10 protein-coding genes and 1 pseudogene are annotated in these 11,485 nt (G+C 70.8%); 6 read left to right on the top strand and 5 right to left on the bottom strand.

Annotated features, from left to right (window positions below; genetic code table 11):
• Positions 1–259: 259 nt before the first annotated feature.
• A complete protein-coding gene (locus AOK09_RS26110; protein WP_107101456.1) occupies positions 260–1,150 on the bottom strand; it encodes a helix-turn-helix transcriptional regulator in 891 nt (296 codons plus the stop codon).
• Between the two features lie 177 nt (positions 1,151–1,327).
• Between AOK09_RS26110 and AOK09_RS26105 the strand changes: the two genes are divergently transcribed.
• The 3 genes from AOK09_RS26105 to AOK09_RS26085 all read left to right on the top strand — a co-directional run bounded on the left by AOK09_RS26105 (position 1,328) and on the right by AOK09_RS26085 (position 5,088).
• Positions 1,328–2,191 carry an SDR family oxidoreductase gene (locus tag AOK09_RS26105; RefSeq protein WP_055589700.1) on the top strand — a complete coding sequence of 288 codons (864 nt, stop codon included), beginning with the start codon at positions 1,328–1,330 and terminating at the stop codon, positions 2,189–2,191.
• A 640-nt stretch (positions 2,192–2,831) separates the two neighbouring features.
• Positions 2,832–3,101, top strand: a complete 270-nt coding sequence (locus AOK09_RS26090; protein ID WP_055589697.1) for a TetR family transcriptional regulator C-terminal domain-containing protein — start codon at positions 2,832–2,834, stop codon at positions 3,099–3,101.
• Between the two features lie 574 nt (positions 3,102–3,675).
• Positions 3,676–5,088 (top strand): DEAD/DEAH box helicase, encoded by a 1,413-nt coding sequence (locus AOK09_RS26085; protein ID WP_055589696.1) that lies wholly within the window; start codon positions 3,676–3,678, stop codon positions 5,086–5,088.
• Between the two features lie 583 nt (positions 5,089–5,671).
• On the opposite strand, the gene AOK09_RS26080 is transcribed toward AOK09_RS26085, so the two are convergent.
• The gene (locus AOK09_RS26080) at positions 5,672–6,553 is read right to left on the bottom strand and encodes an SDR family oxidoreductase (protein WP_055589695.1); all 882 of its coding nucleotides are present in this window, start codon (positions 6,551–6,553) and stop codon (positions 5,672–5,674) included.
• Between the two features lie 88 nt (positions 6,554–6,641).
• On the opposite strand from AOK09_RS26080, the gene AOK09_RS26075 reads away from it, so the two are divergent.
• Positions 6,642–7,220 (top strand): TetR/AcrR family transcriptional regulator, encoded by a 579-nt coding sequence (locus tag AOK09_RS26075; protein WP_055589694.1) that lies wholly within the window; start codon positions 6,642–6,644, stop codon positions 7,218–7,220.
• A 720-nt stretch (positions 7,221–7,940) separates the two neighbouring features.
• Here the strand turns inward: AOK09_RS26075 and AOK09_RS26070 are convergent.
• Positions 7,941–8,597, bottom strand: coding sequence for a TetR/AcrR family transcriptional regulator (locus AOK09_RS26070; protein WP_055589693.1), 657 nt, complete (start codon positions 8,595–8,597; stop codon positions 7,941–7,943).
• Positions 8,598–8,707: 110 nt separating this feature from the next.
• Between AOK09_RS26070 and AOK09_RS26065 the strand changes: the two genes are divergently transcribed.
• On the top strand, positions 8,708–9,451 hold the full coding sequence (locus AOK09_RS26065) for an SDR family NAD(P)-dependent oxidoreductase (RefSeq protein WP_055589692.1): 744 nt from the start codon (positions 8,708–8,710) through the stop codon (positions 9,449–9,451).
• A 77-nt stretch (positions 9,452–9,528) separates the two neighbouring features.
• Here AOK09_RS26065 and AOK09_RS40895 read toward each other — a convergent pair whose 3' ends face one another.
• Positions 9,529–9,747 (bottom strand): hypothetical protein, encoded by a 219-nt coding sequence (locus tag AOK09_RS40895; protein WP_169797066.1) that lies wholly within the window; start codon positions 9,745–9,747, stop codon positions 9,529–9,531.
• Between AOK09_RS40895 and AOK09_RS38265 the strand changes: the two are divergent.
• Positions 9,659–9,890 (top strand): annotated as a pseudogene (locus tag AOK09_RS38265) (respiratory nitrate reductase subunit gamma); the annotation flags it as partial. The gene AOK09_RS40895 and the pseudogene AOK09_RS38265 sit on opposite strands and share 89 nt — an antisense overlap.
• Positions 9,891–10,030: 140 nt before the next feature.
• On the opposite strand, the gene AOK09_RS26055 reads toward AOK09_RS38265, so the two are convergent.
• Complete coding sequence (locus tag AOK09_RS26055; RefSeq protein ID WP_055589690.1) at positions 10,031–10,711, bottom strand: hypothetical protein; 681 nt, start codon at positions 10,709–10,711, stop codon at positions 10,031–10,033.
• Positions 10,712–11,485: the final 774 nt, after the last annotated feature.

Raw genomic sequence — 11,485 nt, 5'->3', positions numbered from 1 at the left:
CGGGTGGCCGCGGGCCGGAGGGGGAGGAGCGCGGGGCGGGAAGCGTCCCTCTGAGTCGCGGCCGCCGCGCCCTGAGCGCCCCGGGCGGCGAACAGCAGCCCCGGACCGTGGGCTTCGCCGCTCCCCGCGCTTGTCAGCTCGTCAGCTCGTGAGAATGGCACTCGCGACGACGTCGAGAAGGGAACCGGGCGCAGGAGCGGCGCGCCGCCGATCAGGGCTCACCGGTACGAACGCGGCAGGGGCCTGCCGGAGCGTGCGGTCACTGTTCCTGGGGGCGAGGGGAATGCCGTTGGCGTCCCGCTTCCGCCACAGGATCGGTGAGGGTCCAGCTCGCGAGGAGGTCCAGAGCCCGTTTCGAGGACGATCCCGCCTCCGCCGTGTAGACGAACAGGGTCGTGTCGGGATCCCCGGGCAGGGTGAGGGTCTCGTACTCGACGGTGAGCTCGCCGACGAGAGGATGGCGCAGGCGCTTGGAGCCGTGGGTGCGTCGGTGGACGCGGTGCTGCTCCCACCAGTGGTCGAACTCGCGGCTGTGTGCGCGCAGTTCCTCGACGAGGGCGATGGTGGCCGGATCGTCCGGATCGCGGCCGACCTCGAACCGCAGACTCTCGACGGCGGCCCGCGCCTGGTCCTCCCAGTCCACGAACAGGTTCCGGGCGTCGTCGAGGAACATCCAGCGCGCGTAGTTACGCTGCCGTGCGGGCAGTTGTTCGAAGTCGCTGAACAGTGCCTTGGCCATTCGGTTGGCGGCGAGGACATCGGTGCGGCGTCCCAGAACGAGAGCGGGTTCGCCGTCCAGGGCGTCCAGCAGCTGGTAGAGGCCGGGGCGGACGCGCTGGACACCGCGGGGGCCCCGGGCCCGTGCCGCGGTCACCCCGATGAGGTCCCGCAGGTGTGCCCGTCCCGCGGCGTCGAGCCCGAGCGCGTGACCGAGGGCCTCGACCACGGCGGGTGACGGAGTGATGGGCCGGCCCTGTTCGAGACGGGTGTAGTAGTCGGCCGACACTCCCGCCAGGAAGGCGACTTCCTCCCGGCGCAGACCCGGCACGCGGCGTACCCGGCCGTCCGGCGGGAGCCCCGCTCGCGAAGGGTCGCCCTGGCTGCGAGCGCGCTTGAGGAAATCAGCCAGTTCACGGTTGGTGTTGCCCACCCGAGCAGTGTCGCCCATGCGCGGCGTTCCCGGCTGGCCCTCCGAGTCCTAGGTTGCCCAGTCCCCGGTCCCGCAGGGCGCGATATGCGCGTCCGCAGCCGGGTCCGGCGGTCCACGCTGGATGTACACCGACCCCGAGGACAGTCCGGGGCGGCCCGGCACTGACGAAGGACGAACATGGCCTTTCCGACCGACCGACCCGCGATCTGGTTCGTGACCGGCACCTCCCGTGGACTGGGACTGGAACTGGTCAGGCAACTGCTGGCGCGCGGTGACAGCGTCGCGGCGACCACGCGATCCACCGACCGGCTGCTCACGGCGCTCGGCGACGGCGTCGACACCACGCGTCTCAGCCCGCTGACCGTCGACCTGCGCGACGAAGCCCAGGTGCAGCAGGCCGTGCAGAAGACCACCGAGCGTCTCGGCGGCCTGGACGTCGTCGTCAACAACGCGGGCTACGGATTCCTGGCCGCGGTGGAGGAGACCAGCGACCGCGAGGTCCGCGACATGCTCGACGTCCAGGTCGTCGGCGTGTGGAACGTGCTGCGTGCCGCGCTGCCCGTCCTGCGCGAGCAGCGTGGCGGCCACATCGTGAACGTGTCGTCGGTCCTGGGACTGACTGCCGTCCCGGGTTGGGCGCTGTACTGCGCGGGCAAGTTCGCGCTCGAGGGCCTGAGCGAGGCTCTGGCGGCCGAGGTGGCGGACTTCGGTGTCGACGTGACCATCGTCGAGCCGGGTTACTTCCGCACCGACTTCCTCACCCAGGACTCACTGGTACTGCCCACCGGAACCACGGAACACTACCCCGGCATCCGTGACATGGTCGGCGACCACCTCAAGCTCCAGGGCAGCCAGCTCGGCGACCCCGTCAAGGGCGCCGCCTCGATCATCGACCGGGTCGTGGCCGGCGGCGGGCCGCTGCGCCAGCTGCTCGGCTCGGACTCCCACGCCTATGCGACCGCCAAGGTACAGGCTCTACTGACGAACCTGGACGCCACCGCGGACACCGCACCTGTCACCGACTTCCCCGCCGCGGTCTGAGACCGGCCGGAGCGCCGCCCGGTCGGGGCGCGGGCAGCCGGTCGCGCCCGTGAGGCGTGGCCTTCGGCTGCCTGCGTCGGTGGCCGTGATCCGGACGCGGTCGATGCCTTCGTCCAGGAACGCGGTCAGGTCCTGGGCCTCGGCGTGGACGGCCTCTCGTTCGGGTGTGCCGAGGAGGCGCAGCGGGTCGACGCGGAGTTCGCCCAGGGCGCGGCGTGGCGGGCCGGGCCAATGGTCCTCGAGGGCCTGGACGAGTTCGGCCATCGTGCGTCCGGTGGTCGGCCACGACCTCGCGGCCGGCGGCGGGGACCTCGTCCGGGTCGGGACCGACCAGTTCGCGCCGGTAGGTGGCCAGCACCCGCTGACGCAGCAGGGCGTCGTGGCGGGCCCGCCAGAACAGCGCGGCCTGGGCGGTGACGAGGCGTACGGTGCGGCGCATCAGGGAGCGCACCACCGTCCGGCCGGTCAGCGCGTCAGAGAGTTCCGCGGGGGATAGGTCACGCCTGTTGAAGCAGACTCCGACGATGCCCGTGACCGTGATCGCGGAGCGGATCGGCTGGGAGCGCGGGCGACGATCCTGCGCGATCCCGGGGGTCCCGCACCCGATGGCGACGTCGGTGGCGGGCGTTACGGTGCCGGTGTGATCGATGAGCTTCAGAGGAAACTGACGTCCTTTCGTGCCACGGCAGTTGAGCGGGCGATACCCGTCCGTGGCGCGGTGGAGAGCGCCGTGGCCGCGCTGGAGGAGCTGGGGGCGCTCGGCGCGGGGCGCACACGTGCGGCGGAAACTGCGCGGCTGCATGCCCTGCTGGACGGGATGGTGGTGCAACTGCTGGCCCGGCCGGCGCGGATGAGCCCGCAGCAGGCACAGGACATTTTGGTCCAGCATCTGGCAGAACTCTGTGCCTGAGAGGCAGGGCTGCTGATCGGGGCTCGGCCGGTCACTGCTCCCTGGTGAAGCCGCCAGTGTCCACCTCAGTGAGAATGCCGAGCTTGACCAGGCGTTTCGGCTTGGCTCGGGCGCCCTCGATGTTCTTCGGCAGCAGTTCGTGGTCAAGTGCTTCGCAGACGTCCTTGGCCCGCAGCCGTCCGGTCGCCTTGGTGAAGACGGCTGGTGGGTTGCGGTGAGTAGGTTGCGGTAGTCGGTCGAGGCGAAGCTGTGCCGACCGTGGCCTTGGGGTGTGAGATTGCCTGACGTGATGGGAAGTTGGTCCACGTCTGGTGCGGATCTTGGAGGGCGGGGGCCGCTTTCGCGGGCAGAAACTTTGCGGGTCAGCGCGTCGAGACGGTCGGCACAGGCGGGTCCAGTTGTCGTTCCGGGGCTGAGCGGCGCGGTCAGGGGAGGCACGGGCGGGTGGTGCGCTCTGTGCTAGCGTGGAGCTTTTGCAGCGTCGCTGTGTCGGTGCCCGGTGCGGGGTCCCTGGCTGGCGGCCGCGTCCCTGCCGCGCCTTCCTCGGTACGGTCCCTCAGGAGGAAGGCTTTTTATGAGCGAATCAGCACGTGTCGATGCCCAGCAGCAGGACGAGGTGTCGGGTACCACCGCGGCTCTGCCCCCGGCGGCGTCCTTTGCGGAGCTGGGGTTGCCGGCCGAGATCCTGCGGGTGCTTGCCGAGCACGGTGTGACGGTGCCCTTCCCCATCCAGGCGGCGGCCCTGCCCAACGCGCTCGCGGGACGGGACGTCCTGGGCCGGGGCCGCACCGGTTCCGGCAAGACGCTGGCCTTCGGCCTGGGGATGCTCGCCCGGACGGCCGGGCGGCGCGCACAGCCCAAGGAGCCGCTGGCGCTCGTTCTGGTACCCACCAGGGAGCTGGCGCAGCAGGTCGGTGAGGTACTCACCCCGTACGCCGAGGCGCTGCGGCTGCGGCTCACGACCGTGGTGGGCGGAGTGTCCCTCGGACGGCAGGCCGCCGAGCTGCGGGACGGCGCCGAGATCGTCGTCGCCACGCCCGGCCGACTGCGCGACCTCATCGACCGTAAGGGCTGCCGGCTGGGACGGGTGCGCATCACGGTCCTGGACGAGGCCGACCAGATGTGTGACATGGGGTTCCTGCCGCAGGTCACCGAGATCCTGGACCAGGTGCGGCCCGACGGGCAGCGCATGCTGTTCTCCGCCACCCTCGACCGCGACGTCGACCAGCTGGTGCAGGACCACCTGCGCGACCCCGCTGTCCACTCCGTGGACCCCTCGTCCAGCGCGGTCTCCACGATCGAACACCATGTCTTCGTAGTGCACGGTCCCGACCGGTACGCCGTGACCACGGAGATCGCCGCACGGGACGGCCGCGTCCTGCTGTTCCTGGAGACCAAGCACGGTGTCGACCAGCTGACGCGGCATCTGCGGGCCAGCGGTGTGGCGGCCGCCGCCCTGCACAGCGGCAAGGCCCAGCCGCAGCGCACCCGGACCCTGGCCCAGTTCAAGAACGGGCAGGTCACCGCCCTGGTGGCGACGAACGTCGCCGCACGCGGCCTGCACATCGACGACCTCGACCTCGTGGTCAACGTCGACCCGGCCAACGACCCCAAGGACTATCTGCACCGGGCGGGCCGCACCGCCCGGGCCGGCCGCTCCGGCACCGTCGTGACCCTCGTCCTCTCGGGACAGCGCCGCGAGACGAGCCAGGTCATGGCCGACGCCGACGTCATCCCCAAGGTCACCAAAGTCCGGTCCGGCGAGGCGGAGCTCAGCCGCATCACCGGCGCCAAGGCCCCCTCCGGGCAGCCTCTCGACCGCGGGGCGGCCGCAGCGCGCCCCAAGAACCACAACGCCCCGTTCCGTGGCCTGGGCAGCACCAAGGACCCGAGGAGCGCCTCCGGTGGCAGGCCGTCCCGTAAGAGCATCGAGGCCCGCAAGCTCGCGGAGGCCCGCGAGGCGGCCCGGGTGCGGCGCGGCGGCTGAGCTCGTCCGACCCTTGGCTCTGATTGCGGTATCCGTCTTCAGCAGCGCGCGGTTGCCGCATCCCTCGCGCAACGTGCGACGAAAGGCCCGGTGCACCTCGGCCCGGGCGCCGTTGCAGTGCTCGCCCTCCTCCTGTGCGTACGGCGGAGTGCGAGCCAGAGGGTGGTGGGCGGCCGGCACGCGGGACTCCCAGTGGACGTCGCCCCGTTCGACTGGGCTTCGGGGCTTGGACAACGACATCGTCGACCCCGTGGGTGCGACTGGCTTCCATGCCGGTCGCACCCACAAGCTCCCCCCGGCGGGAAGAACGCCAAGCGGGTCCTCGCCAACGGATGCGCACCGGTCGGGCGCGGCTTCGGCCACCTCAAGAATTGGCGGATCCTCACCGAACTCGGCACCGACCCCGCCCGCGCCACCTGCCTCCTGCGCGCTCTGCTCGTCCTGACGAACCTCGAAGTCAACCGTTGAGGGATCCACTCGGCAGAACAGTCGTCCGCGACGCAGTGGAGTGTTCCGGAACCGGGCAGACCGGCCCTTTGCGGGTGACCCGTTGAGCCGTCTCCGTCCGGTCCCCTGGTGTGTGTCAGGGCTGAATGGTCTCCAGGTCCTCAAGGAGGCTGGAGTGGGTCGGCTGCCACCCGAGGGCCTCGCGGGTGTGGACGCTGGACGCCGGCTGGTCCATGGCGAAGATCGGGCCGAACGGGCCGAAGTTCTCCTGCGGGACCTCCTCGACCGGCAGACCCAGTCGTCGGCCGATGACCGTAGCGATGTCCCGCACCGCGTCGCCCTCGTCGCCGACGGCGTGCCAGGCCGTCCCGGCCGGTGCGGACTCGAGGGCCAGACGGAACAGAACCGCTGCGTCGAGCGCGTGCACGGCCGGCCAGCGCTGGGTGCCGTCGCCCGGGTAGCCGGCTACACCGGTGCGGCGGGCCTGATCGGTCAACAGGCCTGCGAATCCGCCCTTGCCCTGGTTGTGGACCGTGCGCGGCATGCGGACAGCCGTGCTGCGCACACCGCGCGAGGCGAGGTCCAGCAGTGCATTGACCGAACGGCCCCGACCGCCCACCGGTCCGTCGGTCGGCAGCGGATCGGCCTCTGTGGAGGCGCGTCCCGGCACCCAGGGCGTGCCGGAGACCGTGACGATCGGGCGGTCGCTTCCGATGAGTTCCTGCCCCAGTGTGGCGAGAGCGGCGCTCTCCTCGGCGATGGCCTGGGCGAGAGCGTCCGGGCTGCTGTAGTCGCGTCCGAACGCCAGACTGATCACGCCCTCGCACTGCCCGGCGCCGGACCGCAGGGCGTCGAGGTCCGCCAGGTCTCCTCGCAGCACCTTGGCACCAGCGCTCTCGAGTGCCTGCGCGGAGCCGTCCGAGCGAGCCAGTGCGAGAACGGTGTGTCCGTTGCCGAGCAGTTCGGCGACGACGGCGGAGCCGATGGTGCCGGTACCGCCGGTGACGAAGACATGCATGAGATCTCCCTGAAAGTGATGGGACCATTGTCTCATAACTGACCATACACAGTGACGGGACAGGTGTCGCATCGCTTATCCTGATCTCATGGCTAGATGGCAACCGGGGGCGGCCCAGCGACTCGTCGTCGCGGCCGTCGACCTGTTCACCGAGCAGGGGTACGACGCCACCACGGTGACGCAGATCGCCGAGCGCGCCGGCGTCACCAAGAGCACCTTCTTCCGGCACTTCTCCGACAAGCGCGAGCTGCTGGTCGCCGGCCAGGAGACGCTCAGCAGGCTGCTCTCCGACGGCATCACCGAGGCGCCTGTGAGCGCCAGTCCGCTCCAGGCGGTGGCCGCCGGTCTCGAGCGCGCGTCGAGCGCCATGGGTCCGGCCAACCGCGAACTCGGCCCCCGCCTCAAAGCGGCCGTGGCAGCCAGCACCGAACTTCAAGAGCGCGACGCACTCAAGAGCGTCGGTCTCGCGGCCGCCATGACGGCCGCGCTCATCGCCCGCGGCGTCCCCGAGCCGACCGCGCACCTCGCTGGCGAGCTGGGAGTCCTCGCGTTCAAGCGGGGATACGCCCAGTGGTCCGAAAGCGATCGTGATGACACAGAAGGGCTCGCGCCACATGCACTGGCAGCCCTGGAAGACCTGCGTGCGGCCACTGCATCGCTGGGCTGATCGATGCCGATCGGCCGTCGCCGACCTCTCGCTGTCGGTGTCACGGGCACTTCGCCCGTCGACCGCTCCCGAGACGCCCTGCTCGTCCTGACAGACCTCGAAGCCCATCGTTGACAGATGACCCACCACGCAGCAGACAGTCACCGACGACCAGTGTGAGCACCCCGAGAGCCGGTCACGCCGGCGACTGTTCTGCGCCATCGACAACCCGTACGTCACCGGCACCGTGCTGCACGTCGACGGCGGGGGACGGCTGGCCGGAGAGAAGCCATTCTGATGGACCTTCGACTCAATGAGGCAGTCGTGAGGTGATCGGCGTGGCCGCCGGAATCGGGCGTCCGAGCCACTCCGGCTGCCCTGGGCTCGCGTCGCTGACCACCTCACCAGCAGGCAAACCGGAGAAGCCTGCGCCGCACTCGCCCGCCGCGACCACGCCGGGGGCTGGCGCGTTGACCGTGAAGCGTTCCTCTGCCGAGACCTCACAGACGCACCAAGATCGCTTCAGCCAACCCGGAAACGCTGTACCGCCTGGCTGAACCGAGCAGGTGAGCGCCGCCGGCTGACTTCTCCTCGCGCCGCAGCACTGCGACAGGCACGAGGGCAACGGTCCTCGGCACCTCCGTCTGCCGGGACCACCCCACCCGTTGCTCACGCGAACCGCCGGGCGCAGACCTTCATGCAGCGAGCGGCGACCCGGTCCCACGACGCCGGTCTCGGAGGTTACGCCCCGTTGGCCGCCGCAGGGGTGACCGAGGTCCCCGAGGGCACGTAAGCGGCGATCGCCCGCAGTCCGACCTCCACCGCGGCCTGCAGATCCTCGCGGCCCGCGCCGGCCGCGGCATGGACGGCCAGACCCTGGCCCAGGGTCACCACGAACCGGGCCAGAGCTGCGGTGTCGGTGCCGCCCACGAGATCGCCTTCCTTCTCGGCCCGGGCCAACCGCTGCGCGAGTTCACCCTCGAAGACCGCCCGGTAGGCGGCCAGGAACTCGGAGATTCCGCTGTTCGACGGCGCGCAGGACAGGCCGCCCTGAATGGACAGGCAGCCCGGCGGATGACCGCTGCCGGTCAGCGCATCGACCGCGGTGCGCAGATAGCTCTCGATCACGGCATACGCGGTCGGCTCCTCCAAGGTGCCCGCCGCGTACGCCACGTAGGTGTCCTTGTACCGGACCAGGGCACGCTTGAACAGCTCTTCCTTGCTGCCGAACGCGATGTACAGGCTCGGCTTGTTGATGCCCATGGCCGCGGTGAGGTCGCTCAGAGAAGTGCCCTCGTAACCGTGCTCCCAGAAGACATGGATGGCCCGGTCGAGTGCCTCGTCCTCGACGAAACCGCGAGGGCGTCCCCTGCCGCGGTACGAAGCGGTGCTGGTCATGTGGCGGATCCTACCACTCGGTACAGAAATGCGGACCTCATGCAACCGTTCGGTACAGAAAGCTGCTACCGTGATCATGCAACCGATCGGTAAGAAAAGGAGTCACCTTCATGGGACAGCTCGACGGCAAGACGGCCCTCGTCACCGGCGCGACCTCCGGCATCGGCCTTGCCTCGGCCCGGGAACTCGCAGCGGAGGGCGCATATGTCTTCGTGACCGGGCGGCGCAAGGAGAAGCTGGACGAGGTCGTGGCCGGTATCGGTGCTGACCGGGCGACCGGAATCCACGCCGACGTCACCGACCTCGCGGACATCGACCGGGTCATGGCTGCCGTCGAAGGCAGTGGCCGGGGCCTCGACATCCTGTTCGCCAACGCGGGCATCGGTGAAGTCGCCCCTCTGGGCGAGATCACCTGGGAACACTTCACTCAGTTGTTTCACACCAACGTCGGAGGCGTGGTGTTCACCGTGCAGAAGGCGCTGCCGCTGCTGAAGGAGGGCTCCTCGGTCATCCTCTGCGGTTCGAACGTAGCCATCAAGGCATCTCCGGGGATGAGTGTCTACGCCGCCACCAAGGCCGCCATCCGCTCCCTCGGCCGCACCTTCGCCGCGGAGCTGATCGGCCGGGGCATCCGCGTCAACACCATCGCCCCCGGACCCACCGAGACCCCCGGGCTGCTCGGGGTGGTCGGTGACGGCGAAGCGGAGCGCGCGGCCATGGTCGCAAGCGTGCCCATGAACCGCCTCGCCCGGCCCGAAGAGACCGCCGGCGTCCTGGCCTTCCTCGCCTCCGACCGCAGCAGCTTCATGACCGGGGCGGAGGTCCACGTCGACGGCGGCGCCAGCCAGTTCTAACGCACGCACGATGTCGCCCCGCGGGAACACGCCCGCGGAGCGCGACTTGGGGGAAGCGCCGGCCGCGCCCATGCTGATCAGGTACGGGCGCGGCCGGTGCGGCACATCGACGTCAGGCGGGGCTGGGGAAGTCGGTGGTGGGTGCGGTGGCGGCCGTGGCGTTGAGGTTGGGCCTGGAACTTCGCGATGGCGTGGGAGTCGGAGCCGCCCCAGCCCGAGGCCATCGCCGGAGCCCCGCTGCTGTTCCAGCTCCCTGCCCTGACCGCCTGCCTGCTCTTCGCGGCCTGGCCCTTCACCCGCCTCGTCCACGTGTGGAGCGCCCCCATCGGTTACCTGACCCGGCCCTGGCTGGGTCTACCGGCGGCGAGCCGCAACGGCCACACCCCCGACGGCGGCAGCCCGGACCCGGTCGGCCTCCGGCTCCCGGCGAGCCGCATGACGCACTGCCCCGCGCCCGCACCGGACACCGTGACCACCCCCACCCCACGTATCGCGTGCGCGCGCCGGGGCGCGGGACGGGTGATGCCCCTCAGCCGCAGGCCGGGTGGGCTGCTGCCTGGGTTGCGGCTTCAATCGGTGTCACTGCGGGCCGTCGGGTGCCGGGGACAGCCCACGTGGGTCATCGGGTACGCCCCATGCGGTCCCGCCGCCGCGTCTGAACACCTCGGCCGCCCACTCGTCGAGGCGGGCGGCCACCCGAGCCGGCTTGGCATCCAGGAGTCTCCCGAGCGCTGCCACCATGATCCCGGCCAGCGTCAGCAGCAACTCGTGAGCGCGTCCGGTGTCTCTCGTGCCCACGAAGCGGTCCCAGCGGCCGGCGAACCACTCCGCGCTCTCCGCGTCCAGCAGTACTGGTGGGACCTGAGCGCCGGTAGCTTCGATGGCCTCTACCCACAGCCACGTCAGCGCCAGCCCGGTCGGCCGGGCAGGGCACGGAATTCCGGCAAGCCGAGCGGCGTCCGAGGCATCAGCAGCCGCCTGCCCGAGCTGCGCCTTCGCCGTGGCGGTATCGCCCCCGCAGGCATCCAGTACCGCGTGCGCGGCCTGGCAGGCCAGCACCTCGGCCAGCAGACGCATGGCCGCGTCGCGCCCCTCGGTGGCGAAGCCACTGAGCCACCCGTCCAGATGTTTCCTCGAACGGCGCCGTGCCTGCGGCATGCCGTCGGACACGATACGGGCCAGGCCGACAGCCGCCAGCTCCACCTCAACCGGGTCCGCGAAAACCCGCTGCGGCCACACTCGCGACCAGTGCTGAACCATGGCACCCCCATGTCACATCAACGGCACCGCGCTCACAGCGGCCAACCCAACCCGCCCGCCGGCTCACGAGAACGCCCCTGAGGCGGGCCAGGAGACACGTCACCCGGACCCAGCATCGCCAGGGTTCATCGCGAGGCGTCCCCGGAGACGCGGCACCCGTCGCGGCGGTCTCGGCCCAATGCGGCGCGTTGCCTGACATGTGCATTTCCTATCAGGCCTCCTGGCTCCGGCGCCAGCACAGATCGGCGATTGGTGCGTCACTGATGCACCGGAAGCCNNTGGACACGGCACGGCGACCGCTCCGTTCACGTGAGCGTCTCCGTCTGACCCACCGCAACCGGAGCCCGTACAACTCCCTCGGCCACCGCCAGCAGCACCCCGAGATGCCGCCGGCGGGGGGCCCGTTGCTGCCCGCCCGACGCCCCGGGCGCATCAGCCCGGTGGCCACCTGCCACCCCGAGGAAGGACGGATCCGGTCGACCTTGGGCCGACCGCTTGGCCGACTGCATCCCCTGACCAGGACGTCGGCGCCGGTGCGCGCGTCGGGCCGAGTCACCTCACGTGGGAGAACGAACCGGTTCCCGGCCGGCGACGCCCGGGAACCGGTTCTCGGCGCCCGTACGGTCAGCGGTGTTCCAGCCGCAGTTCGCGGCCCTGCCACCGCCGGCGCAGCCAGCGGTCGTGGCTTGCGACCACGATCGCACCCGGGCCCGTGCCCAGCGCCGCCTCCAACTCGTCGCACAGGCGGGGGGAGAGGTGGTTGGTGGGCTCGTC

This window comes from Peterkaempfera griseoplana (assembly GCF_001418575.1).
Lineage (GTDB): Bacteria > Actinomycetota > Actinomycetes > Streptomycetales > Streptomycetaceae > Peterkaempfera > Peterkaempfera griseoplana.
The sequence above is the reverse complement of the archived record's forward strand: the minus strand, read 5'-3'. Positions and strand labels throughout refer to the sequence as shown.

What these genes read in the sequence shown, in the direction of transcription:
- AOK09_RS26065 (WP_055589692.1), top strand. Translation starts at nt 8,708, where the DNA reads ATGGGACAGCTCGACGGCAAGACGGCCCTCGTCACCGGCGCGACCTCC.
- AOK09_RS26085 (WP_055589696.1), top strand. Translation starts at nt 3,676, where the DNA reads ATGAGCGAATCAGCACGTGTCGATGCCCAGCAGCAGGACGAGGTGTCG.
- AOK09_RS26080 (WP_055589695.1), bottom strand. Translation starts at nt 6,553, where the DNA reads ATGCATGTCTTCGTCACCGGCGGTACCGGCACCATCGGCTCCGCCGTC.
- AOK09_RS26070 (WP_055589693.1), bottom strand. Translation starts at nt 8,597, where the DNA reads ATGACCAGCACCGCTTCGTACCGCGGCAGGGGACGCCCTCGCGGTTTC.
- AOK09_RS26055 (WP_055589690.1), bottom strand. Translation starts at nt 10,711, where the DNA reads ATGGTTCAGCACTGGTCGCGAGTGTGGCCGCAGCGGGTTTTCGCGGAC.
- AOK09_RS26075 (WP_055589694.1), top strand. Translation starts at nt 6,642, where the DNA reads ATGGCTAGATGGCAACCGGGGGCGGCCCAGCGACTCGTCGTCGCGGCC.
- AOK09_RS26105 (WP_055589700.1), top strand. Translation starts at nt 1,328, where the DNA reads ATGGCCTTTCCGACCGACCGACCCGCGATCTGGTTCGTGACCGGCACC.